The organism is Plantibacter sp. AC185 (genome assembly GCF_979258065.1).
The window spans coordinates 420,736-442,793 of record NZ_OZ409831.1 but is presented as its reverse complement, the minus strand read 5'-3'; the positions used below and the strand labels follow the sequence as shown (position 1 = coordinate 442,793).

Below are 22,058 nucleotides of genomic sequence, written 5' to 3'. Positions count from 1 at the left end.
CTGAGACCATGGCTGCACGCACACCCTGGTCACTCTCCGGTGCCCTCAAAGGCATGTTCCAACGTCCGACGATCGACGAGACCACCTGGGAGGACCTCGAGGATGCGCTCATCGGCGCCGACTTCGGTCCCGACGTCACCGAGTCGATCGTCACGGGCCTGCACGCCTCCGTCGACCGCTACCGCACCACCGACCCGCGCGACCTCCAGCGCATGCTGCGCGAGGAGGTCGAGGAGCGGCTGTCGAAGTTCGACACGACGCTGAAGCTCAGCGAGCGTCCGGCGGTCGTCCTCGTCGTCGGCGTCAACGGGGTCGGCAAGACGACCACCATCGGCAAGTTCGCGAAGTTCCTGCGCAACTACGACCGCACCGTCGTCGTGGGCGCCGCGGACACCTTCCGTGCCGCTGCCGTGGAGCAGCTGGCGACGTGGGCGGAGCGCGCGGGCGCACAGATCGTCCGCCCCCAGCAGCAGGGACAGGACCCGGCGTCCGTCGCCTTCCAGACGATCGAGTACGCCAAGCAGACCGGCACCGAGATCGTCATCATTGACACCGCTGGCCGGTTGCAGACGAAGGGCGGGCTCATGGACGAGCTGTCCAAGATCCGTCGCGTCGTCGAGAAGCAGGCGCCCATCGCCGAGGTCCTCCTCGTCCTCGACGCGACGACCGGTCAGAACGGTCTGTCGCAGGCGCAGGCGTTCATCGAGCACGCCGGGGTGACCGGGCTCGTCCTGACGAAGCTCGACGGCTCCGCGAAGGGCGGGTTCGTCCTCGCCGTGCAGGAGAAGACCGGCATCCCGATCAAGCTCGTCGGTCAGGGTGAGGGCATCGGCGACCTCACCGGCTTCACGCCGCACGTCTTCGCACAGAACCTGGTGGGCAGCTGATGGCGATCGAACACGACTACTTCGGCATCATCGCGACCGAGCCTGGTGGTGGCGTCTACTGGTCCGACAACATCGACGTCGGGGAGCAGTCCGTCTCCATCTCGTTGAGCGCCCCCGACGAGGACGACATCCCGGCCGACGCACTCGACCTGGCGGCGGCGATGATCCTCGCCCTCGAGGGCTTCGACCTGCGCTCGCGTGAGGCGATGCTGAGCGAGGTCGACGACCGCACCTCCGAGGTGACCGAGTACATCATCCAGGCCGTCGAGGAGCTGGGGGAGTCCCTGCCGGACGTCCTGGTCGACGAGTCCGGAGACCGCGACGTCGACGTCATCAGGTCGATGACGCTGCTGAGCGTCGGGTTCGCGCCGCATCAGCACAACGGCGACGAGGCGTTCGCGATCTTCGAGTACTCGCTCGACGCGGACCAGCTCGACGGCGTGCTCATGGTCGCGTACAGCTCCGACGGCGAGGTCACCGGGGTCACGAGCGAGGACTGAGCCCGTCCGGTCGAGGCGTCGGCCTCAGACCGCCTGGGCGAAGCCGAGTGAGGCGTCTGCGAGGTGCTGCAGTCCCTCGGGGACCTCGCGGCCCTTCGCCGTCATCGACTGCGCCCAGAGACGTCCGGCGCGATAGGACGATCTGACGAGCGGTCCCGCGAGCACACCGAGGAACCCGATCTCCTCGGCCTCCTCCTTGATCTCGAGGAACTCCTGCGGCTTGACCCAGCGGTCGACCGGGAGGTGCCGAGGCGTCGGCCGGAGGTACTGGGTGACGGTGATGATGTCGGTGCCGGCCTCGTGCAGATCCTCGAGCGCCTGACTGATCTCGTTCCGGTCCTCGCCCATCCCGAGGATGAGGTTGGACTTCGTGATGAGGCCGGCGGCACGCGCCTGGGTCAGGACGTCGAGGGAGCGCTCGTAGCGGAAGGCGGGCCTGATCCGCTTGAAGATGCGTGGGACCGTCTCGACGTTGTGTGCGAACACCTCCGGACGGGAGGCGAACACCTCGCCGAGGAGGTCGGGGTTGCCGGAGAAGTCGGTCGCGAGGATCTCGACGCCCGTCCCCGGGTTCGTCTCATGGATGCGCCGGACGGTCTCGGCGTGCAGCCACGCCCCCTCGTCGGGGAGGTCGTCGCGCGCCACACCGGTGACGGTCGCGTAGCGCAGGCGCATCCGCTGCACCGAGTCGGCCACCCGCCGTGGCTCGTCGCGGTCGTAGTCGGCCGGCTTGCCCGTGTCGATCTGGCAGAAGTCGCAGCGCCTCGTGCACTGCGACCCGCCGATGAGGAAGGTCGCCTCGCGGTCCTCCCAGCACTCGAAGATGTTCGGGCAGCCGGCTTCCTGGCAGACCGTGTGGAGGCCCTCCTCCTGCACGAGCGCCTGGAGCTGTCGGTACTCGGGTCCCATCGTCGCGCGGGTCTTGATCCAGTCGGGCTTCCGCTCGATGGGGGTCTGGGCGTTCCGGACCTCGAGTCGCAGGAGCTTCCGTCCGCCGGTGTCCGCCGCGGGAGCGGGTGCCGGTGCGCCGCAGCCGCTCACGCGGCCGCTCCGATCGTGGTCACGGACGCGGCCGTCCAACCGGGCCGGAGCGCTTCGAAGATCTCGGAGACGCGCTCGGCGACGTCGCTCGGCGTGATCCGTCGACCGAGCTCGGCGCTGATCGTGGTGACCCCGGCATCGGCGATACCGCACGCGACGATGTGGCCGAAGGGCTCGAGGGAGTTGTCGCAGTTGAGCGCGAAGCCGTGCAGCGTGACCCCCGCCTGCACCCGGACACCGACGGCGCCGATCTTCGCGGCCGGTCCGCCGGCGACGGGGTCGACCCAGACACCCGACCGGCCGTCGACGCGGCGACCGATGACGCCGAGCTCGGTGATCGTCTGCAGCATGACCTCCTCGAGCAGGCGGACGTGCGCGACGACGTCGACCGGCTCCGGGAGGCGGACGATCGGGTAGCCGGTGAGCTGTCCGGGTCCGTGCCAGGTGATGCGGCCGCCGCGGTCGACCTCGACGACCGGTGTGCCGTCGTCGGGACGCTCATGCGGCCGGGTCAGTTTGCCCGCCGTGTACACGGGCTCGTGTTCGCACAGGATGAGGTGCTCCGGCCCCACTCCGCTGACGACCGCCTCATGGACCCGACGCTGCAGCGCCCAACCCTCGCGGTACGGGACGAATGCGGGCGCGAGCCCGGCGATGAGGAGCTGAGTCATGGCCGCCACGATAGCATTGTTGGACGCCGTCCAAATAGTCATCTTCCGACCGTGGCGGCGATCGACCGGGTCGCGTCGCGGTCTGCCCTAAACTGGAGGGATCATGGCAACGTTCGGCACACTCTCTGACCGCCTCGCGGATACGTTCAAGAACCTCCGCACCAAGGGCAAGCTCTCCGCGGCCGATGTCGACGGCACCGTCCGCGAGATCCGTCGCGCCCTCCTTGACGCGGACGTCGCACTCGACGTCGTCAAGGACTTCACGGGTCGTGTGCGCGAACGCGCCCTCGGCGACGAGGTGAGCAAGGCCCTCAACCCGGCGCAGCAGGTCGTCCAGATCGTCAACGACGAGCTCGTCACGATCCTCGGCGGACAGCAGCGCCGTCTCGAGTTCGCGAAGAAGCCGCCGACCGTCATCATGCTCGCCGGACTCCAGGGTGCCGGAAAGACGACACTCGCGGGCAAGCTCGCCAAGTGGCTCAAGAAGGACGGCCACACGCCGCTCCTCGTCGCCTCCGACCTCCAGCGCCCCAACGCCGTCAACCAGCTCCAGGTCGTCGGCGAGCAGGCGGGCGTCCCCGTCTACGCTCCCGAGCCCGGCAACGGGGTCGGCGACCCGGTCAAGGTCGCCCGCGACGGCGTGCGGTTCGCCGAGCAGAAGCTCTACGACACCGTCATCGTCGACACCGCCGGACGACTCGGCGTCGACGCCGAGCTCATGAAGCAGGCGTCGAACATCCGCAAGGCGGTCGATCCCGACGAGGTCCTCTTCGTCATCGACGCGATGATCGGTCAGGACGCGGTCGCGACGGCCAAGGCCTTCCTCGACGGCGTCGACTTCACCGGCGTGGTGCTCTCCAAGCTCGACGGCGACGCCCGCGGTGGTGCGGCACTCTCCATCGCCTCGGTCACCGGACGCCCCATCATGTTCGCGTCGACCGGTGAGGGTCTCGACGACTTCGAGCCGTTCCACCCCGACCGCATGGCGAGCCGGATCCTCGACCTCGGTGACATCCTCACCCTCATCGAGCAGGCGCAGCAGAACTTCGACGAGGAGGAGGCGCGCAAGGTCGCGGAGAAGTTCGCGACCGACTCCTTCACGCTCGACGACTTCCTCAAGCAGATGCAGCAGCTGCGCGGCATGGGTTCCATCAAGAAGATGATGGGCATGCTCCCCGGCATGGGGCAGATGAAGGAGCAGCTCCAGAACTTCGACGAGCGCGAGATCGTCCGCACCGAGGCCATCATCCAGTCGATGACCACGGCCGAGCGCACGAACCCGAAGATCCTCAACGGATCCCGGCGCCTGCGCATCGCCAAGGGTTCCGGCATGACCGTCACCGAGGTCAACGCCCTCGTCAACCGCTTCGAGCAGGCGGCCAAGATGATGAAGACCGTCGCCAAGGGTGGCGTGCCGAACATCCCCGGGATGGGTCCGGTCCCCGGTGCACGGACGAACCGACCGAAGCCGCAGGCCAAGAAGAAGGGCTCCCGCTCAGGCAACCCGGCCAAGCGCGCGGCGGAGAACGCCGGCGCCGTCGAGACGCAGGCTGCCGCCACTGGCGCTGGATTCGGCCTCGGCGGCGGTTCGTCGTCGGGATCAGCGGCCCCGACCGAGGCGGAGCTCGCCGAGCTGCAGAAGTTCCTGGGTCGCTGAGTCGAGCGGAGGCGGTATGCGCGCGCTGAGGGCGGCGGCCTCGGTCGTCGCAGTCGTGCTGGCCGCGGGCATGCTCGCCGGGTGCTCCGCTCCGTCTCCGGGCGAACGCGTCCTGGGCACCTGGGGTGAGGGGACCGGCGCCGCCGACCCGCACCTGGTGTTCACCGACGACGGTCGCGTGAGTGGTTCGGACGGCTGCAACAGCCTTTCCGGCTCCTGGCGCGCCAAGGACGACGCGGTCATCGTCTCCGACGTCGCGAGCACCCTGATGGCGTGCCCGGGCGTCGACACCTGGCTGCGGGGGATCGCACAGGCGACGCTCTCGGACGACGGCGGCCGCCTGACCGTGACCGACGACGCCGGCACGCGGATCGGGAGGCTCGACCGCGCGGAGTGACACCGCCTCGTCAGGCGGAGGGTTGGACCCCGTGTCGCAGCTCCTTCGCGAGCGAGCTCACGACCGCCTGCAGGCTGCCGCCGTTCGCCTGGGCGACGGCGAGCTGCCGCTGGTAGCTCGCGCCGTGCTCGATGATTTTGGCGATGCTCGCCAGTTCGTCCGCACAGCCGAGCCGACGGGCGACCGGCGCGAGGGTGTCGAGCAGGTCGTGCAGGTCGTCGGTCACGAGGCGCTCGTGGCCCGAGGAGTCGAGGATGATCTCGGCGTCCAGGCCGTACCGGGCTGCGCGCCACTTGTTCTCGCGGACGTACCACGGCTGCAGGGTCTGCAGGCGCTCTCCGGCGTCGAGACGGTCGGACAGGTGCTCGGTGAGGCAGTGGATGAGCGAGGCGAGGGCCCCGAACTCGGCGACGGTCGACGCTCCGTCGCACGCACGCATCTCCACCGTGCCCCACTGCGGCGACGGTCGCACGTCCCAGCGGACCTCGGTGTGGTCCTCGATGATGCCGGTCACCGTCATGTCGTCGACGTAGGCCTCGAACTGCTCCCAGTCGGAGAGCTGGTAGGGGAGGCCCGCCGTCGGGAGCTGCTGGAACATGAGCGCGCGGTTCGACGCGTACCCGGTGTCGACCCCGCCCCAGTAGGGGCTGGACGCCGACAGCGCCTGGAGGTGGGGCAGATAGGTCAGCAGCCCGTTCATGATCGGGAGGACCTTGTCGACCGTCTCGACGCCGACGTGCGCGTGCACGCCCCAGATCATCATGTTGCGACCCCACCACTGGGTGCGGTCGATGAGCTTGTGGTACCGGGGCTTGTCGGTGACCTGCTGGTCGTACCACTGGCCGAACGGGTGCGAACCGCTGCAGATGAGTTCGACGCCCATCGGATCCGTGATCGCCCGCACCTCGGCCAGCTGGCCCTCGAGGTCCGCGATCGCCTCGGGGACCGTGTGGTGCACACCCGAGACGAGTTCGACGGTGTTGAGCAGCAGCTCGTTGGTGATCTGCGGATGATCGGAACCGTCGCTCGGGCGGAGTTCCGACAGGACGGTGTCCGCTGCGCCGACGAGATCGCCGGTGTCGCGGTCGACGAGGGCGACCTCCCATTCGAGGCCGACGGTCGAACGCTCGGATCTGGCGAACTCGATGGGCATTGGCGTCGACCTCCCGCAGGGCGCGGCCGGATGCCGCGCGCCAGCCCATCTTCACACGGGGTGGAGGGGTCATCCGGTATCGGTGTCGCCGGATTACCCAGATCGCCCGATGTCTGGCAGAATAGAGAGTTGAGTCTGCGCGGAGTTCGACCCTCTATCCGACGCCCGCAGCAACCACAGTTTTCGCGTCGAGCGTGTGGCCCCACCTTTCGGCAGCGAGCACATCAAACATCACATCATTCAGGAGAATCGTGGCTGTCAAAATCCGTCTCAAGCGTCTCGGCAAGATCCGTGCGCCGTACTACCGCATCGTCGTCGCAGACTCGCGCACGAAGCGCGACGGTCGTGTCATCGAGGAGATCGGCAAGTACCACCCCACCGAAGAGCCCTCGTTCATCGAGGTCGACTCCGAGCGTGCGCAGTACTGGCTCAGCGTCGGCGCCCAGCCGACCGAGCAGGTCGCAGCACTCCTCAAGCTCACCGGTGACTGGGGCAAGTTCAAGGGCGACAAGGACGCCGTGAGCACCGTCCGCGTCAAGGAGCCGAAGGCCGCCTTCGTCGCCGACGAGAAGAAGAAGCCCGTCCTCAAGCCGAAGGCTGAGGCCCCCGCGGCCAAGGCTGCTCCGGCCGAGGCCGAGGCGCCCGCTGCCGACGCCGCTGAAGCAGAGCAGGCGTAGTCTTGCTCGCTCCCGCGCTCGAACATCTCGTCAAGGGGATCGTCGATCACCCGGATGACGTTCGCGTCACGGCACAGAACTCCGCCCGTGGCGAGGTCCTCGAGGTTCGTGTGAACCCCGAGGACCTCGGCCGGGTCATCGGTCGTGCTGGCCGGACGGCCAAAGCCCTGCGCACCCTCGTGGCAGCGCTGGCAGACGGTCGGCGGGTCCGAGTCGACGTGGTCGACACGGACGCCTCCGGCGCCAGCGCGTAAGTGGCGGACGAGACGGAGCCGAAGACCCAGTTGCGGGTCGGTCGGCTCACGAAAGCCCATGGCCTGAAGGGCGCCCTGAAGGTCGAGCTCTACACGGATGAGCCGGAGCACCGGTTCACCCCGGGCGCGACGTTCACGCTCCAGGTCCCCGCAGGATCGAAGTGGCGCGGCAAGACGCTCGAGCTCATCGAGCTGCGCTGGTACAACAGCCAGCCGGTCGCCTTCTTCGTCGGCATCTCCGATCGCAGTGAGGCGGAGACCCTCGTGAAGGCGATCCTCTGGGTCGAGCAGGACCCCACCGAGCTGCCGGTCGACGACGACGCGTGGTACGACCACCAGCTCGTCGGGTTGGCCGTGCACCGCGACGGCGTCGCCGTCGGTACCGTCGCTCGCGTCGACCACTTCCCGGCTCAGGACCTCCTGATCGTGAAGACCGGCGACGGCGAGGTCATGGTCCCGTTCGTCAAGGCGATCGTCCCCACGGTCGACATCGCTGCCAGGATCGTCACGGTCACGCCGCCAACCGGCCTGTTCGAGGAACTCCCGGAGGCCGACGACGCCCCCGAGACGACGACGGCCGCTCCAGTCGAGTCCGAGGCCTCCGACGAGGCTCAGGACGACACCGGAGCGTCGCAGCCGGAGCAGTAGATCCCGTTCCGACTCGGTTCTCCCGGCTCGGAACACCCACGACGGAGGCGTCGGTTGCGTGCAACCGGCGCCTCCGTCGTCGTTTCCGGCCGATCAGGCCGGTACGGGCTCGCCCTGACGGTCACCGTCCGCGACCCGCTCGAGGACCGCGGCGATCCGGCCGGCGCACCCACCGCAGCCGGTACCGGCGCGGGTCGCCTTGCCGATGCAGGCGACCGTGGTGTTGCCAGATCGCGCGGCATCCATGATCCTGCCGACCGTCACGCCGTTGCACGTACAGACGGTGGTCGAAGGGGCGAACGCATCGGCGGAGGCACCGCCTGTCGCGTCCGGCCCGTCGAGCCGGAGGAGGACCGAGCGATCCGCCGGCAGCTCGCCGCCCGCGTCGTACAGGAGCGTCAGCTCGGCCGCCGTGCGTGGCATGCCGACGCAGACGAAGGCGGTCAGGACCCCGGCGCGGGTGATCATCTTGACGTAGCGGCCGTGGTCGGGGTCCGCCCACACCGAGACGCTGCGCGGAGCAGGCGAATGCACGCCGCACGCGTCAGCGGTCGTCGGCTCGAGGTCCCAGGGCTCCGCCTGGACGTCGCCGACCGCGACGACGTCGACCCGCTCGGCCTTGAGTGCGACGGTGCTCGCCCGCTCGACCGGTGGCGGAGCCAGCTCGAGCGGTGGTCCGCCGGCCGCGGCCTCGATGAGGAATCGAGCGGCGAGCCACTCGGCCTGCCGCCATCCTGGGCCGATGAGCCCCGACGGGCCGCCGGGGACGATGCGTTCGCGGCGCAGGTCCGGTGTCGGCGCCAGCACGTGCGCGCAGTCGCCGATGGCGAAGATCCGTTCGTCCGACCAGCTGCTGAGGTCTTCACCGACGAGCACGCCGGAGCCGACACGGACTCCGGCGAGGATCGCCAGATCGGAGCGTGCGCTCACCCCGCACGACAGGACGAGCAGATCGCCGGTGATCCGTTTCCCATCAGCGGTGATCAGCGCGTCGAAGTGCCTCCCGCCCGCGGGGTCGTCCCGATGACCGACCGCCTCGGCGCGGCTGTGTGCGATGACCTCCACTCCTGCTGCCCGGAGCGCCGCGGCGAGCACGGAGCCGCCGCCGCGGTCGAGGTTCCGCGGCATCGGGGTGGGGCCGTGGTGGACGACGACCACGTCTGCGCCGGCGCGCGCGGCAGAGAGCGCGAGCTCCAGTCCCAGGACGCCGGCACCCAGGACGACGATCCGGCCGCCCGATCGGACGACCTCGGCGACGGCGTCGGCGTCCGCGAGGTCACGCAGGGTGCAGACGCCGCGGGGGAGGTCGTGGTCGGACAGCAGCAACGACCATCCGTACTTCTCGAGCGCCGGGAGGTCCCGCTTCCGTCGATCGACGCCGTCGAGTGTCGGAACGTTCGCGCGCGCACCCGTCGCCAGGACGAGGCGGTCGTAGGGGAGCGTCTCCCCGGTGTCGAGTTCGACGGTCCGTGTCTCGCGATCGATCTGCATCGCGGTCGTGCCGCGCAGGACACGGATACCGTCCAGGGCGAGGTCCTCGGCACTGACGAGCGTCATGTCGGCGAGTCCGGTCGAGCCGACCGCGTGATCGGCGACCAGCACCCGGTTGTACGCGTCGACCGGCTCCTGCCCGACCACGGTCACCTGGAGCGATCCGTCCCGCACGCCGGGGGCGACCTCCTCGGCGAATCGCGCACCGACCGGGCCGAATCCGACCACGACGATGCGGAGTGCGCGACCTGGTCGCAGACTCATCGGAGGGCTCCGGTCGCTGTGGCTTCCGGCAGTGGTGCGCCAGCGGCCGGGCGCAGCCGCACCACCGCGCGCTTGAAGTCCGGCATCCCCGAGATCGGATCGACCGCGTCCTGCGTCAGGAGGTTCGCCGAAGCGTCCCCCGGGTAGTGGAACGGCAGGAAGACGGTGTCGTGACGGATGTCGCCGTCGACACGGGCTCGGACCGTCAGCGTGCCCCGACGGTTCGACACCTCGACCAGTCCGCCCTCGACGATCCCGAGTCGTGCCGCCGTCGCGGGGTGGACCTGGACGAAGACTTCGGGACGGGCGTCGTCGAGCTCGGGGACGCGGCGGGTCTGGGTGCCCGACTGGTAGTGCTCGAGAAGGCGTCCGGTCGTCAGGGTGAGTTCCTCCCCGGTCTCCGGTGACTCCGAGACCTTCGCGGGGCGGACCGGGACGATGCGGGCGAGACCGTCGTCGTGTGCGAACCGTTCCGTGAACAGCCGGGGCGTGCCGCCGCTGCCGACGGGGAACGGCCAGTGCGCGGCGAGCCCGGTGTCGAGCAGGGCGTGGCTCAGTCCCGAGTAGTCGGCGAGGCCTCCGGCGGATGCGGCCGCCAACTCGTCGAACACGATCGACGGGTCCAGCTCGAATCGGCCCGGAGCATCGAGACGACGGGCGAGTTCGTGCATGATCCAGAGCTCGCTGCGGACGCCGACCGGGGCATCGAGCGCCCGCCGGCGGCGGATCACACGCCCCTCCAGCGAGGTCATGGTGCCATCCTCCTCCGCCCACTGCGTCGTCGGGAGGACGACGTCCGCGAGCGCGGCGGTCTCCGACAGGAAGAAGTCGCAGACGACGAGCAGCTCGAGGCGGCGGAGTCCGTCCCGGACCGTCTGCACGTTCGGAGCGGATACGACGACGTTCGAGCCGTGGACCAGGAGCGCGTGCACACCGTCCGGTTCACCGAGTCGGTTCAGGAGGGCGACGGCCGGCAGCCCGGGACCGGGGATCGATTCGACCGGCACACCCCACACCTCGGCGACGTGACGGCGGGCTTCCGGATCGGTGATCTTGCGGTACCCGGGCAGTTGGTCGCATTTCTGACCGTGTTCGCGGCCGCCCTGGCCGTTGCCCTGGCCGGTGAGCGTGCCGTAGCCAGATCCCGGCCGGCCCGGCAGTCCGAGCACGAGTGCGAGGTTGATGGCGGCGGTGGCCGTGTCGGTGCCGTCGACATGTTGCTCGACGCCGCGACCGGTGAGGATGTAGGTGCCGTCCGAGGCGGCGAGCCGACGAGCCACGTCTCGGAGGACCGGCGCCGGCACGCCGGTCACGGATTGGACGCGTTCCGGCCACCATGCGCTCACGCTGCGGCGCAGGCCGTCCAGCCCGGTCGTGCGCTCGGCCAGGTAGGCCTCGTCGGCGAGTCCTTCGGCGAGGACGATGTGCGTGAGCCCCAGGAGTAGGACCAGATCCGTTCCGGGCGCGGGCTGCACGTGGAGTCCACGACCGGTCTCGGTGAGTCGCGCGGTGGCCGAGCGGCGCGGATCGACCACGACGAGGCCACCGGCGGCCTGAGCACCGACGAGATGACCGATGAACGGGGGCATCGTCTCCGCGACGTTGGATCCGAGGAGCAGGATGGTCGACGCGTCGTCGAGGTCCTCCAGTGGGAACGGCAGCCCCCGGTCGATCCCGAACGCGCGGTTGCCCGCTGCCGCGGCGGACGACATGCAGAACCGACCGTTGTAGTCGATCCGGCTCGTCCCGATTGCGATCCTCGCGAACTTGCCCAGCTGGTAGGCCTTCTCGTTCGTGAGGCCACCGCCTCCGAAGACCCCGATCGCGTCCGCCCCGCGCTCACCGCGGATGCGGAGGATGGTCGATGCGACGAGATCGAGGGCCGCATCCCAGCTCGTCTCGACCAGCGCACCGGTGGCGTCGCGCACCAAGGGGGTCGTGAGGCGATCGCCCCGCGCGAGGAGCTCGGCCGACGTCCACCCCTTCTTGCAGAGGCCGCCCCGGTTCGTCGGGAAGTCCCGCCCGGCGACGTCGACCGGGAGCCTCGGAGCGACCCCGTCCACCGCCGCCGTTCGGGTGAGGGACATCGCGCACTGCAACGCGCAGTACGGGCAGTGGGTGTCGGTCACCGGGGCGGTGGGACGAGGCATGCGTTGTCCTTCGATCAGGAGCGGGTGGAGCGCCGGCTCAGAGTCGCTGGCCGGCGAGCGACGCGTTCTTGCGGAAGTAGACGAGGAAGGTGACCGCGAACAGGACGACGTACGCGCCGATGAAACCGATGAACGCGGCCGAGTAGCTGCCGGTCGCGCCGTGCGAGAGCCCGAGGATCTGCGGGATCACGAAGCCGCCGTAGGCACCGATCGCGGAGATGAGCCCGAGCGCGGCGGCGGCCTTGCGCTGCGTCCCGACGTCGCCGCTGCGGTGGTGGGCGTCGCGCAGGCCGGATCGCGCCGCGAAGACGCTCGGGATCATGCGGTACGTCGAGCCGTTCCCGACACCGGCGGCGACGAACAGGAGCAGGAAGCACCCGAGGAACAGCCAGAAGTTCGCCAGCGGCAGGGTCCACAGCACCGCGAGCGCCCCCAGGGCCATGACGGCGAACGCGCTCATCGTGACGACGGCCCCACCGAAGCGGTCGGCGAGACGCCCACCGAAGGGTCGTGCCAGCGAGCCGATCAGGGCTCCGAGGAACGCGAGCGAGATCGATGCAGAACCGACGGCGAACGAGGAGAAGTCGGGGAACTGGTCCGCGATGAGCTTGGGGAACACACTCGCGAAGCCGATGAACGAGCCGAAGGTGCCGATGTACAGGAGTGCGAGGAGCCAGAGGTGCGGTTCCCGGAGCGCGGCGGCGGATCCGCGGAGGTCCGCTTTCGCTGACGACAGGTTGTCCATGTAGCGGTAGGCGCCGAACATCGCGAGGAGGATGAAGGGGACCCAGATCCATCCGGCGAGGCTCAGGTTGAGAGTGGCGGCGGCTCCGACGGTGACCGCGATGGGGACGACGAACTGCGCGACCGCTGCACCGAGGTTGCCGCCCGCCGCGTTCAGCCCGAGCGCCCAGCCCTTCTCCCGCTGCGGGTAGAAGTAGGTGATGTTCGACATGGAGCTGGCGAAGTTGCCACCGCCGAAGCCGGCGAGCCCGGCGACGACGAGCATGACGCCGAACGGGGTGTCCGGATTGCCCACACACAGCGCGAGCGCGATGGACGGGATGAGGAGCAGCCCCGCCGAGATGATCGTCCAGTTCCGCCCGCCGAAGCGCGGGACCATGAACGAGTACGGGAACCTGAGGGTCGCACCGACGAGGCTCGGCATCGAGATGAGCCAGAAGGTCTCGGCCGTGGAGAACGAGAACCCGGCCGTCGGGAGCATGACGACGACGATGCTCCAGAGCTGCCAGACCACGAAGCCGAGGAACTCCGCGAAGATCGACCACCGGAGGTTCCGCCCGGCGATGCCGCGGCCCTCCCTGTCCCAGAACGCGCTGTCCTCGGGGTTCCACCCGTCGATCCAACGACCGGGTCGGTGGGTCAGGGCGACCGGGGTGACGGTCGGTGTCGCCGTGGTCGGTGGGGCGTCGGCTGCTTCGAGGTTCGTGGTCATGGCTGCTCCGAGCGTTCGGTGAAGCGGGACGGGACGTGTGCTGTCTCCGAAGCTACCGACGCCGTGTTTCGGTGCCCCACCCGCGAGGTAACACCTGGATCACCGCCTGCTCACAGGCACTCATCACCCTGGTGAGGCGGATGACCGCGCGCGGTCCAGGGACCGGACCGGCCGCCGTCAGACGTCGAGGCGGTAGCCGCGCTTGACGATCGTGTTGATGAGTCCGGGGACGCCGAGCGTCTGGCGGAGGCGGCTCATCTGCACTTCGAGCGCGTGATGGTCCGCGGCTGCGGGCAGCGCGTCGGCCAGTGCGGAGCGCGAGAGGACGGCTCCGTTCGCGCGGACCAGGGCGCGGAGGAGCGCGAGGGAGTTCGGGGGGAGCCGGACCCTGGACCCGGGCAGCTCCACGATGGCGCCACGGATGGCGATCGGGCCGTGCAGCGTCTCGGCTCGGAGGATCGCGTGCTGCTCGAGGTGTTCGCACAGCAGCCGGATGAGCGCCCCCATGCGGAACCGCTCGGGGACGATGGGCCGGATGTCCTGAGCGAGCAGTGGGGCCGCCGTGACCGGGCCGACCGCTGCGCACAGCACGTCGCGACGGAAGGCGTCGACGACGGCGTCCTCCTGACCGAGTGCTTCCGCGGCCGTGAACAGGGCGACGACCGACGGGGCACTCGTGAAGGTGACCGCGTCGAGCGAGCCGCTCACGATCGCCTCGACGAGTCGCCGCACGCGCTCGTCGGTCGCGTCGGGGTCCGTCCACCGGTACGGGGCGACCGTGTGCACCTCCTGATGGACGGCACGGAGCCGTTCGAGCTGGCGCTCGTCGGTGTACCCGTGGAGCTGGACGGCGACGCGGAGACCGGCCGGGTAGTCGGCGACGACCTTGTCGACCAGGGAGGCGGTGGTCTCGCGGTCGCTCATGCCCACGTCGTTCAGGCCGGCGGCTCGGATGGCACCGCGTGCCTTGGGCCCACGGACGAGGATGGCCGTCTCGGCCAGCGCTTCGAGGAGTTCGTCGCCGAGTCCCGCGGCGTCCGCGACCTCGAACCACCGTCGGATGCCGTACGAGGTCGTGGCGAGCAGGACGTCGGGGCGCGCGGCGATGATGTCGCGGGTGTCGTCGATGAGCGGTTCGTCGTGCTGTGCGTGTGCGATCCGCAGCGTCGGTGCGTGCACGACGGTGGCACCGCGTCGCTCGAAGGCGTCGATGAGGTCCTGCGATCGGCGGTCGCTCGTCACCCCGATCCGGAAGCCCTCCAGCTGGTCCGCGCGGAATCCCGGGACCGGGGTCGTGACGTCCGGGCCGGCGTCAGCGGCCGGCGGGGTGGTGTCGGTCACGCCGATGCCCCCAGACGTTCGGCCCGCGCCAGCAGTTCCGAGGCCTCGGCGTCACCGTCGAAGGCGAAGGCGACGACGTGGCCGATCACGATGACGGCCGGTGACCGCACACCGGCGGCTGCGGCGACGTGGAGGATCGTCCCGAGGTCTGCCACGGTAGTGCGCTGGGTCTCGCTGTAGCCGCGCTCGATGATCGCGACGGGGGTGTCGGCGGCGAGCCCCGAGGTGAGGAGTCCGTGGGAGATGGAGGGCAGCGTGCCGACGCCCATGAGGACGACGATCGTCCCACCGAGGCCGGCGAGGTGACGGTGTTCCTCGTCGGAGAGCGGCGCATGACCGCTGACGACGGTGAAGAGATGACTCAGGTTCCGGTGCGTGAGGGGGATCCCGGCAGCCGCGGGCACGGCGACGGAACTCGAGACGCCCGGGATCACGCGGACGGGGATGCCCGCGCGGTGGCAGGCCAGGACTTCCTCGCTGCCGCGCCCGAAGACGTACGGGTCGCCTCCCTTGAGGCGGACGACCGCCGCGCCGTCGAGCGCGTGTTGCACCATGACGGTCTCGATGCCGTCCTGTCCGATCGGGTGATGGCCGGGGCGCTTGCCGACGTCGACGAGGAGCGCGTTCGGGGCGAGCTCGGGGAGGGTGTCGTGGGGTGCGAGCCGGTCGTAGAGGACCACGTCCGCGTCGCGGAGGGCCTCGACGGCGGCGACGGTCAGCAGCGCGGGATCGCCCGGTCCGCCGCCGACGAGCGTGACCCTGCCTGGACCCGACATCTACGCCCCTTCCCTCACTGGAATGGTAGGCCCTGCGAGATAGACGGCCTCGCCGCGCTCGATCTCCTCCGTCGTCGCGGGCCGGTACTGGCCTCGCTCCGCGACCCGCGCGAGTCGCGGTTTGGCGTCCCCCGGCTCGTTGACGAAGGAACGGAACCGGCGGAGGCGCTCCGGGTCGGCGAGGGTCGCCGCCCACTCGTCCTCGTACCCGTCCACATGGGCGGCCATGGCCTGTTCGAGTTCGGCGGCGAGTCCGAGCGAGTCCTCGACGACGACCTCCCGCACGTGGTCGAGTCCGCCGTCGAGGTCCTCCATCCACCTGGCGGTGCGCTGCAGTCGATCCGCCGTCCGGATGTAGTACATGAGGTACCGGTCGATGTACCGGATGAGCGTCTCGTCGTCGAGGTCTCCGGCGAGGAGCTGCGCGTGGGTCGGCTGGAACCCTCCGTTGCCGCCGACGTACAGGTTCCAGCCCTGCTCGGTGGCGATGATCCCCACATCCTTGCCACGTGCTTCGGCGCACTCGCGCGCGCACCCGGAGACCCCGAACTTGAACTTGTGCGGTGCCCTGAGGCCGCGGTACCGGAGTTCGAGGTGGACCGCCATGCCCACGGAGTCCTGCACACCGAAACGGCACCAGCTGGACCCGACACAGCTCTTCACGTTGCGGAGCGACTTCCCGTACGCCTGTCCGGACTCGAAGCCGGCGTCGACGAGGATGCGCCAGATGTCGGGCAGCTGTTCGAGGCGGGCGCCGAACAGGTCGATGCGTTGACCGCCCGTGATCTTCGTGTACAGCCCGTAGTCGGTGGCGACCTGTGCGATGACCGCGAGCTTCTGCGGCGTGATCTCGCCACCGGGGATCCGGGGGACCACGGAGTAGGTGCCGTCCTTCTGCATGTTCGCGAGCGCCCGGTCGTTCGTGTCCTGCAGCGTCCCCCGGCCGCCGTCGAGGATGTACCCACCCTGCTGGCTGGCCAGGATGGAACCGATCACCGGCTTGCACACGTCGCAGCCGCGGCCGGTGCCGTAGCGCGCGAGGATCTCGTCGAAGGAGGTGAGGCCGAGCACCCGGATGGTCTCGAACAGCTCCTGGCGGGACAGTTCGAAGTGTTCGCAGAGTGCCCGCGAGACGGCGATGCCGGACTTCGTCAGCTCCGTCTCGAGGATCTTCTTCACGAGCGGGACGCAGGAGCCGCACTGGGTCCCGGCACGGGAGCAGGTCTTGAGCGCCCCCAGCTCGGTGCACGCCTCGCCGTGCACGCCCGCGATCGCGTCGCGGACGGTCCCCGCGGTGACGGCGTTGCATGCGCAGACGAGCGCTGCGTCGGGGAGCTCGTCCCCGGCCGGTGCCTCGATCCCTGAGGCCGACAGGTAGGCGGCCGGCTCACTCGACAGTTCAGCGCCGAGGAGCGGACGCAGCGAGGCGTAGGGCGAGGCGTCGCCCACGAAGACCCCGCCCAGAAGGGTCTTGGCGTCGTCCGTCATGACGAGCTTCTGGTACAGCCCACGCGCCGGGTCCGCGTACACGATCTCGAGACTCTGCTCCGTGCGTGCAAGTGCGTCGCCGAAGCTCGCGACGTCGACACCGGAGAGCTTGAGTTTCGTCGCGTCGTCGACGGTCGTGAACTCCGCCTCGCCACCGAGCAGCCGATCCGCGACGACCTCGGCCATCGCGTTCGCCGGCGCGACGAGACCGGTGCATCGACCGTCGAAGCATGCGACCTCGCCGATGGCCCAGACACCAGGCGCAGACGTCCTGCAGTCGGTCCCGATCACGACACCGCCGCGGTCACCGAGCTCGATCCCGGCATCGCGGGCCAGCTCGTCCCTGGCGCGGATCCCGATCGCGAACACCACGATGTCGACGTCGACCTGCTGGCCGCTCGAGAACTTCACGCCCGAGACACCGCCCTGCTCGTCCACGAGGATCGACCGTGGCCTCGTCCCCAGGTGCAGACCGATACCCTGGCCGCCGATGATGCGCCCGAGGGCTCGACCGGCTCCCTCGTCCAGCTGGGCGGACATGAGCCACGACCCGGAGTGCACGACGCTCGCCTCGGCACCGAGCCGTGCCGCACCACCGGCAGCCTCGAGCCCGAGCAGCCCGCCGCCGGCGACGATCACCCGGGCGGGACGACCTCGCAGGGAGCCGATGCGCTCGATCTCCGACACCAGCAGGTCCACGTCATCGATCGTCCGGTAGACGAGGGCGTGTTCCGAACCGTCGATCTCGGGCACCGGGGCCGAGGAGCCGGTCGCCAGGACCAGCTCGTCGTACGCGACGACCCGCCCCAGGGAGGTGTGCACCGTCCGGGCCTCGCGGTCGATCCGCTCGGCGCGTTCGCCCAGCAGGAGCGACACGTGCTGCTCGTCCCAGACGCCCGTCGGCGCGAGCGTGAGGTCGATCGCCGCGTCGTCGAGACGCTTGCTCAGCGCCACACGATCGTAGGGGCGGTGGAGCTCCTCGCAGACGACCGTGATGTGCATCGTGCGCCCGGCATCGCGACTGTGCAGGGCATCGACCAGACGGTGCGCGGCCGGGCCGCCGCCGACCACGACGACGCGACGCGCCAGATCTCCTGCGGTGGGATCGATCATCATGGGCCCCCTCGGCTCGTGTTCCAGCGAGCGTACTGACGCGGCGTTTCCGGACCGTTGCCCGCATGTGTCCCGAACGCGTCCAGGACCGCACACGACGCCCGGGCGGATGTGAGGTCGGTTTCACCTCACCGAAACGTCACGAGTGATCCGACGAAACACCCCGCCCGTAGCGTCGGTGCTCCGACGCACGACCAGGAGGCCGACGATGAGCATCACGATGCAGGAGCACACCGGGCGGACGGCGCTCGCCGAGTGGCGACGCGTCTGCGCCATCGACGACCTCGAACTCTCCTGGGGCGAGGTGGCGTTGCTCCGCGCCCGGCAGATCGCGGTGTTCCGCATCGGCGCAGATGAGGTCTACGCCGTCGACCATCGGGACCCGCACACAGCCGCGCCGGTGATGGCTCGCGGCATCGTCGGTTCTCGAGGGGAGCGACCGACGATCGCGTCACCGTTGCACAAGCAGGTGTACGACCTCGGCACGGGTGAGTGCTTCACCGACCCGAACCTCTTCCTCCAGACGTTCCGCACCCGCATCGTGGGCGGGTTCGTGGAGATCGAGCTGGGGGAGGACGCATGACCTTGCTCGAGACCGCGGTGCGCCGCCCGCAGACGCGTCCGCGGACGAGTCCGGCGCTCCTGGCCGTGTCCCACGGGACGAGTTGCCCGATCGGACAGGCCTCCATCGCCGCGCTCGTCGACGCCGTCGGACGATCGCGTGCCGACCTCCACGTCGCCGGTGGCTTCGTCGACGTCCAGCAGCCCGACGTCCCGGCCACCCTCGGTTCGATCGAGCCCGAGCGGCCCGCGGTGGTCGTGCCGTTGCTCCTGTCCGCGGGGTTCCACGTCCACGTCGACCTCGTCGAGGACCTCGAGGCGACGGATCGGCCGACGGCACTCGGACGGGCGATGGGACCGGACGACCGCCTCGTAGCGGTCCTCGCCAGGCGACTGGAGGCGCTGCACGTGACGCCCGACGATCGGATCGTGCTCGGAGCGGCCGGGTCCACCGACGCCAGGGCCGTCGCCGACTGCGTCGACATGGGACGTCGACTGGAGTCGCGACTGCGGGTGCCGGTCGAGACGGCGTTCGTCTCCGCGGCTCAGCCGTCGGTGCCCGATGCGGTGGTCGCGGCTCGAACGAGTCGACCGCGAGGGCGGGTCATCATCGCCACCTACCTGCTGGCGCCCGGCTACTTCGCGCGGCTGCTCGAGGAGGCGGGAGCGGACCTCGTGACGCCGCCGCTCCTCCACCTCGGCGAGGTTCCCGATCCGGGCATCGTCGACCTCGTGGTCGACCGCTACGAGGAGGTCTCGGCCGGGCTGTCGGGCTGACCGACGCGACCGGGACGACGACCGTCGCGCGAATAGACTGCTCCTCATGCGCATCGACATCGTCACGATCTTCCCGACCTTCTTCGATGCCCTGGACCTCTCGCTGCTCGGCAAGGCGAAGCAGAGCGGGCTCATCGAATTGGACGTCCACGACCTGCGGGATTCGACGCACGACCGTCACCGCACCGTCGACGACACCCCGTACGGCGGGGGAGCCGGCATGGTCATGAAGCCGGAGCCCTGGGGTGAGGCGCTCGACGGCATCCTGGGTGACGACACCGAGGAGGAGCCGCTGGTCATCTTCCCGTCTCCGGCGGGCGAGGTGTTCACCCAGGCGATGGCCCGCGAGCTCGCTGCCGAGCCGCACCTCGTCTTCGGTTGCGGCCGGTACGAGGGCATCGACCACCGCGTCTTCGACCACACCGCCAGCCGAGCGCGGGTCCGGCTGGTGAGCCTCGGCGACTACGTCCTCAACGGGGGAGAGGTCGCCGTGATGGCGATGATCGAGGCGATCGGTCGGCTCGTCCCGGGGGTCGTCGGCAACCCCGAGAGTCTCGTCGAGGAGTCGCACGAAGACGGGCTCCTCGAGTACCCGAGCTACACGAAGCCTGCCGAGTGGCGAGGACTCCCGGTACCGCCGGTGCTGCTGAGCGGCAACCACGGTGCGATCGCCACCTGGCGTCGGCAGCAGCAGATCGAGCGGACCCGCGAGGTCCGCCCGGATCTGCTGCCCGCTGACCAGCCGAACGCCTGAGCGCGCCGGGGTCCTGTGCGTGACGGCTGTCAGGGCCGACGTCGCACGGCGGCGGCGATGCCGGCGATGACGAGGACGGCCCCGGTCGCGATGATCGCCCCGGTGATCCACCCCAGGGGGTCGATGCGCACCTCGGTGAGGTTGGTGACGAGCATGGCGCCGGCGAAGACGAGCAGGAGCACGCCCCAGAGGATCGTGCCGAAGCGCGGCGCCCGACCACCTCGATCCGTCGGGCCGACATCGGTCCTCGGCTCACCGGCCGGCTGCGCAGTGGTCGGCCGAGTGGCGGCCGACTCCGTGGCGGCCGACTGATCGGTCTCCGAAGGAGTCGGTTCCGTCGTCGCGTCGGCTGGGGACGACATGTCCGCCGCTCCGGTCCGGTCGTTCTGCTCGCTCATCGTCCCGCCTCCGCTTCCTCGGTCACGACCGTGTTGCCGGCGACCGTCCACACCCGTACCCGCGTCGTGTCGCTCGATGTCGTGCGGCCGTACCGCGCATCCTCTTGGAAGAGAGCCCCGCCACGTCGGTCCGTTCCGTCCCGACCGTCGCGGTCCGTCTCCAGGGTGCCCGCGATCGCCGAGAACTCGACGATGACCGGCACGTCCTCGGGGAGGAGGACGTCGACCTCGCCGGCGACCATCCACACGTCGATGGTCCCGCCGCGCAGCGCGTCGTCGTCGGCGAGCTCGCGGAGGTCGAGCGTGGGTTGGCCGGCGATCATCACGTAGCCGCGCCGATCATCCGTCCCCGCTGCAGCGACGGTCCAGGTCGTGCGACCGACAGGAGAGAACGTGGAACCCGCCGGGAACACCCCGGCGACGAGCAGCGCGATCACGGCGGCCCAGGTGAAGAGGCCGAGCCAGCCGCTCTCCCGGCCACTGATCCCCGCGATGATCGTCGCGACGGCGAGCGCCCCGAGCGCACTGGCGAGGCCGATGACCACGACGACCGGGATCGAGAAGCCGGCGCCTGCAGCGATGACGGCCGCACCCGCACCGGCGAGCAGTGCCAGGCCGAGGGTGATCGCCACGAAAGCTGCTCCAGGCTGCTTCGACCGGTGCTCCCGCGCCTTCGTCTCGCGTTCGGCCTGCTGTTCGGCGCGCTGCCGGTTCATCTCGTCCCGGAACTCCTGGCTCGTCCAACCGCGCTGCTGGCTCGGAGCCCCGTCCCACGCGGTGGCGGTGGCGGCTCCGGGGAGCGGGACGGTCGCGCCCGCATCACCTGGCGAACCGTCGACCTTCGCGAGCGACACCGGGTTCGCGGCACCGCGGGAGGCCGGGGCCGAGCCGGCAGGGCCCGAGGGGGAGGCCGGGGCCGAGCCGGCAGGGCCCGAGGGGGAGGCCGTGGGCGATGGTGCCGTCGGCTTCGGGATCGAGGCGTCGCTGGTCCACGGGTCGCGCTGCGGCGGTGTCTCAGACGGAGTCGCCCGCCCTGGGTCGCGGCGGGAGAACATCACGATCAGCCAGACAGCTGCGGCGACCAGGGCGATCACCCAACCGGCGGTCATGGTCGACTCCAGCCACCCGGGCAGGTTCCACGCATGCGGCACGCCGTCCCACCAGAGGCCGCGCATGAACGGCACGGCGGTGAGGACCGCGAGGATGCCGATCGCGACGATCGCCGGGTCGAAGACGCCCCGGATCGCACGCTCGAGGTGGATCCGACCCTGCTGGTCGGGGATGAGTGCCCAGCCCGCGGCGTAGACGAAGAGGACCGGTCCGCCCAGGATCGCGATGACGATGAGGGCTCCTCGCACGATCATCGGATCGAGGCCGAGTCGCGCCGCGACACCGCCGGCGACACCGCCGAGCCAGGAGTCGCTCGAGCGACGGAGACCGGTGGACCGCCACCAGTCGAAGAAGCGGGTCGTCGGATCCTGCGGGGCTGGTGCCCCCGGTTCTGCTCCGGTGGGCGGCGTGCTGTGGTTCGTCATGGTCCGATTCTGGCGAAGCGTCCGGGTCGGGCCCATCCGGCATGACCCTGAGTGCACCCTGATCCTGCC

Annotated in this window: 21 protein-coding genes; 10 read left to right on the top strand and 11 right to left on the bottom strand. The window is 70.1% G+C overall.

The window, feature by feature from the left end:
- Positions 1-8: 8 nt before the first annotated feature.
- Together ftsY and ACZZZB_RS02015 are read left to right on the top strand one after the other, a co-directional pair.
- On the top strand, positions 9-887 hold the full coding sequence (ftsY, locus tag ACZZZB_RS02020; protein WP_064296361.1) for a signal recognition particle-docking protein FtsY: 879 nt from the start codon (positions 9-11) through the stop codon (positions 885-887).
- Positions 887-1,387, top strand: coding sequence for a DUF2004 domain-containing protein (locus ACZZZB_RS02015; RefSeq protein ID WP_192005129.1), 501 nt, complete (start codon positions 887-889; stop codon positions 1,385-1,387). Before ftsY ends, ACZZZB_RS02015 begins: the two co-directional genes overlap by 1 nt.
- A 24-nt stretch (positions 1,388-1,411) precedes the next feature.
- On the opposite strand, the gene lipA is transcribed toward ACZZZB_RS02015, so the two are convergent.
- Together lipA and lipB are read right to left on the bottom strand one after the other, a co-directional pair.
- On the bottom strand, positions 1,412-2,428 hold the full coding sequence (gene lipA, locus ACZZZB_RS02010) for a lipoyl synthase (protein WP_192018136.1): 1,017 nt from the start codon (positions 2,426-2,428) through the stop codon (positions 1,412-1,414).
- A complete protein-coding gene (gene lipB, locus ACZZZB_RS02005) occupies positions 2,425-3,099 on the bottom strand; it encodes a lipoyl(octanoyl) transferase LipB (RefSeq protein WP_463530541.1) in 675 nt (224 codons plus the stop codon). Before lipB ends, lipA begins: the two co-directional genes overlap by 4 nt.
- Positions 3,100-3,202: 103 nt before the next feature.
- Here lipB and ffh point away from each other — a divergent pair, with 103 nt between their 5' ends.
- Both ffh and ACZZZB_RS01995 read left to right on the top strand, forming a co-directional pair.
- Positions 3,203-4,756, top strand: a complete 1,554-nt coding sequence (ffh, locus tag ACZZZB_RS02000) for a signal recognition particle protein (RefSeq protein ID WP_064296308.1) — start codon at positions 3,203-3,205, stop codon at positions 4,754-4,756.
- Between the two features lie 16 nt (positions 4,757-4,772).
- A complete protein-coding gene (locus ACZZZB_RS01995) occupies positions 4,773-5,153 on the top strand; it encodes an META domain-containing protein (RefSeq protein ID WP_463528864.1) in 381 nt (126 codons plus the stop codon).
- A gap of 10 nt (positions 5,154-5,163) precedes the next feature.
- On the opposite strand, the gene ACZZZB_RS01990 is transcribed toward ACZZZB_RS01995, so the two are convergent.
- Positions 5,164-6,306: a glutamate--cysteine ligase gene (locus ACZZZB_RS01990; protein ID WP_229938602.1), complete on the bottom strand. Its 1,143-nt coding sequence runs from the start codon at positions 6,304-6,306 to the stop codon at positions 5,164-5,166.
- Positions 6,307-6,557: 251 nt separating this feature from the next.
- On the opposite strand from ACZZZB_RS01990, the gene rpsP reads away from it, so the two are divergent.
- The 3 genes from rpsP to rimM are packed head-to-tail and all read left to right on the top strand — an operon-like array spanning position 6,558 to position 7,885.
- Positions 6,558-6,983: a 30S ribosomal protein S16 gene (gene rpsP, locus ACZZZB_RS01985; protein WP_064296311.1), complete on the top strand. Its 426-nt coding sequence runs from the start codon at positions 6,558-6,560 to the stop codon at positions 6,981-6,983.
- A 2-nt stretch (positions 6,984-6,985) separates the two neighbouring features.
- Positions 6,986-7,237 (top strand): RNA-binding protein, encoded by a 252-nt coding sequence (locus ACZZZB_RS01980; protein WP_064296312.1) that lies wholly within the window; start codon positions 6,986-6,988, stop codon positions 7,235-7,237.
- On the top strand, positions 7,238-7,885 hold the full coding sequence (gene rimM, locus ACZZZB_RS01975; RefSeq protein WP_463528863.1) for a ribosome maturation factor RimM: 648 nt from the start codon (positions 7,238-7,240) through the stop codon (positions 7,883-7,885).
- Between the two features lie 93 nt (positions 7,886-7,978).
- On the opposite strand, the gene ACZZZB_RS01970 is transcribed toward rimM, so the two are convergent.
- The 6 genes from ACZZZB_RS01970 to nirB all read right to left on the bottom strand — a co-directional run bounded on the left by ACZZZB_RS01970 (position 7,979) and on the right by nirB (position 17,967).
- A complete protein-coding gene (locus ACZZZB_RS01970) occupies positions 7,979-9,640 on the bottom strand; it encodes an FAD-dependent oxidoreductase (protein WP_463528862.1) in 1,662 nt (553 codons plus the stop codon).
- Entirely contained in the window at positions 9,637-11,790 is a 2,154-nt protein-coding gene (locus ACZZZB_RS01965) for a molybdopterin oxidoreductase family protein (protein ID WP_229938599.1), read from the bottom strand. Before ACZZZB_RS01965 ends, ACZZZB_RS01970 begins: the two co-directional genes overlap by 4 nt.
- A gap of 37 nt (positions 11,791-11,827) precedes the next feature.
- A complete protein-coding gene (locus ACZZZB_RS01960; RefSeq protein ID WP_086473566.1) occupies positions 11,828-13,246 on the bottom strand; it encodes an MFS transporter in 1,419 nt (472 codons plus the stop codon).
- A 177-nt stretch (positions 13,247-13,423) separates the two neighbouring features.
- The gene (locus ACZZZB_RS01955; protein ID WP_086473565.1) at positions 13,424-14,587 is read right to left on the bottom strand and encodes a uroporphyrinogen-III synthase; all 1,164 of its coding nucleotides are present in this window, start codon (positions 14,585-14,587) and stop codon (positions 13,424-13,426) included.
- The gene (cobA, locus tag ACZZZB_RS01950) at positions 14,584-15,363 is read right to left on the bottom strand and encodes a uroporphyrinogen-III C-methyltransferase (protein WP_137241877.1); all 780 of its coding nucleotides are present in this window, start codon (positions 15,361-15,363) and stop codon (positions 14,584-14,586) included. Before cobA ends, ACZZZB_RS01955 begins: the two co-directional genes overlap by 4 nt.
- Positions 15,364-17,967, bottom strand: coding sequence for a nitrite reductase large subunit NirB (gene nirB, locus ACZZZB_RS01945; protein WP_463528861.1), 2,604 nt, complete (start codon positions 17,965-17,967; stop codon positions 15,364-15,366).
- Between the two features lie 205 nt (positions 17,968-18,172).
- Here nirB and nirD point away from each other — a divergent pair, with 205 nt between their 5' ends.
- Genes nirD through trmD form a run of 3 tightly spaced genes read left to right on the top strand, consistent with a single transcriptional unit; the run spans position 18,173 to position 20,056 of the window.
- On the top strand, positions 18,173-18,547 hold the full coding sequence (gene nirD, locus ACZZZB_RS01940; RefSeq protein ID WP_079705654.1) for a nitrite reductase small subunit NirD: 375 nt from the start codon (positions 18,173-18,175) through the stop codon (positions 18,545-18,547).
- Positions 18,544-19,302 (top strand): sirohydrochlorin chelatase, encoded by a 759-nt coding sequence (locus ACZZZB_RS01935; protein ID WP_463528860.1) that lies wholly within the window; start codon positions 18,544-18,546, stop codon positions 19,300-19,302. The genes nirD and ACZZZB_RS01935 overlap by 4 nt, the downstream gene beginning before the upstream one ends.
- A gap of 46 nt (positions 19,303-19,348) precedes the next feature.
- Positions 19,349-20,056 carry a tRNA (guanosine(37)-N1)-methyltransferase TrmD gene (gene trmD / locus ACZZZB_RS01930; protein ID WP_463528859.1) on the top strand — a complete coding sequence of 236 codons (708 nt, stop codon included), beginning with the start codon at positions 19,349-19,351 and terminating at the stop codon, positions 20,054-20,056.
- A gap of 29 nt (positions 20,057-20,085) precedes the next feature.
- Here trmD and ACZZZB_RS01925 read toward each other — a convergent pair whose 3' ends face one another.
- Both ACZZZB_RS01925 and ACZZZB_RS01920 read right to left on the bottom strand, forming a co-directional pair.
- Positions 20,086-20,454 carry a hypothetical protein gene (locus ACZZZB_RS01925; protein ID WP_463528858.1) on the bottom strand — a complete coding sequence of 123 codons (369 nt, stop codon included), beginning with the start codon at positions 20,452-20,454 and terminating at the stop codon, positions 20,086-20,088.
- The gene (locus ACZZZB_RS01920) at positions 20,451-21,989 is read right to left on the bottom strand and encodes a PspC domain-containing protein (RefSeq protein WP_463528857.1); all 1,539 of its coding nucleotides are present in this window, start codon (positions 21,987-21,989) and stop codon (positions 20,451-20,453) included. The genes ACZZZB_RS01925 and ACZZZB_RS01920 overlap by 4 nt, the downstream gene beginning before the upstream one ends.
- Between the last annotated feature and the right edge of the window lie 69 nt (positions 21,990-22,058).

Excerpts from the sequence above, each read along its gene's own strand:
- trmD (WP_463528859.1), top strand. The coding sequence starts at position 19,349 with ATGCGCATCGACATCGTCACGATCTTCCCGACCTTCTTCGATGCCCTG.
- nirB (WP_463528861.1), bottom strand. The coding sequence starts at position 17,967 with ATGATGATCGATCCCACCGCAGGAGATCTGGCGCGTCGCGTCGTCGTG.
- ACZZZB_RS01935 (WP_463528860.1), top strand. The coding sequence starts at position 18,544 with ATGACCTTGCTCGAGACCGCGGTGCGCCGCCCGCAGACGCGTCCGCGG.
- ACZZZB_RS01925 (WP_463528858.1), bottom strand. The coding sequence starts at position 20,454 with ATGAGCGAGCAGAACGACCGGACCGGAGCGGCGGACATGTCGTCCCCA.
- ffh (WP_064296308.1), top strand. The coding sequence starts at position 3,203 with ATGGCAACGTTCGGCACACTCTCTGACCGCCTCGCGGATACGTTCAAG.
- ACZZZB_RS02015 (WP_192005129.1), top strand. The coding sequence starts at position 887 with ATGGCGATCGAACACGACTACTTCGGCATCATCGCGACCGAGCCTGGT.
- ACZZZB_RS01970 (WP_463528862.1), bottom strand. The coding sequence starts at position 9,640 with ATGAGTCTGCGACCAGGTCGCGCACTCCGCATCGTCGTGGTCGGATTC.
- ACZZZB_RS01960 (WP_086473566.1), bottom strand. The coding sequence starts at position 13,246 with ATGACCACGAACCTCGAAGCAGCCGACGCCCCACCGACCACGGCGACA.
- nirD (WP_079705654.1), top strand. The coding sequence starts at position 18,173 with ATGAGCATCACGATGCAGGAGCACACCGGGCGGACGGCGCTCGCCGAG.
- ACZZZB_RS01995 (WP_463528864.1), top strand. The coding sequence starts at position 4,773 with ATGCGCGCGCTGAGGGCGGCGGCCTCGGTCGTCGCAGTCGTGCTGGCC.
- ftsY (WP_064296361.1), top strand. The coding sequence starts at position 9 with ATGGCTGCACGCACACCCTGGTCACTCTCCGGTGCCCTCAAAGGCATG.
- ACZZZB_RS01990 (WP_229938602.1), bottom strand. The coding sequence starts at position 6,306 with ATGCCCATCGAGTTCGCCAGATCCGAGCGTTCGACCGTCGGCCTCGAA.
- cobA (WP_137241877.1), bottom strand. The coding sequence starts at position 15,363 with ATGTCGGGTCCAGGCAGGGTCACGCTCGTCGGCGGCGGACCGGGCGAT.
- ACZZZB_RS01965 (WP_229938599.1), bottom strand. The coding sequence starts at position 11,790 with ATGCCTCGTCCCACCGCCCCGGTGACCGACACCCACTGCCCGTACTGC.
- ACZZZB_RS01920 (WP_463528857.1), bottom strand. The coding sequence starts at position 21,989 with ATGACGAACCACAGCACGCCGCCCACCGGAGCAGAACCGGGGGCACCA.
- lipB (WP_463530541.1), bottom strand. The coding sequence starts at position 3,099 with ATGACTCAGCTCCTCATCGCCGGGCTCGCGCCCGCATTCGTCCCGTAC.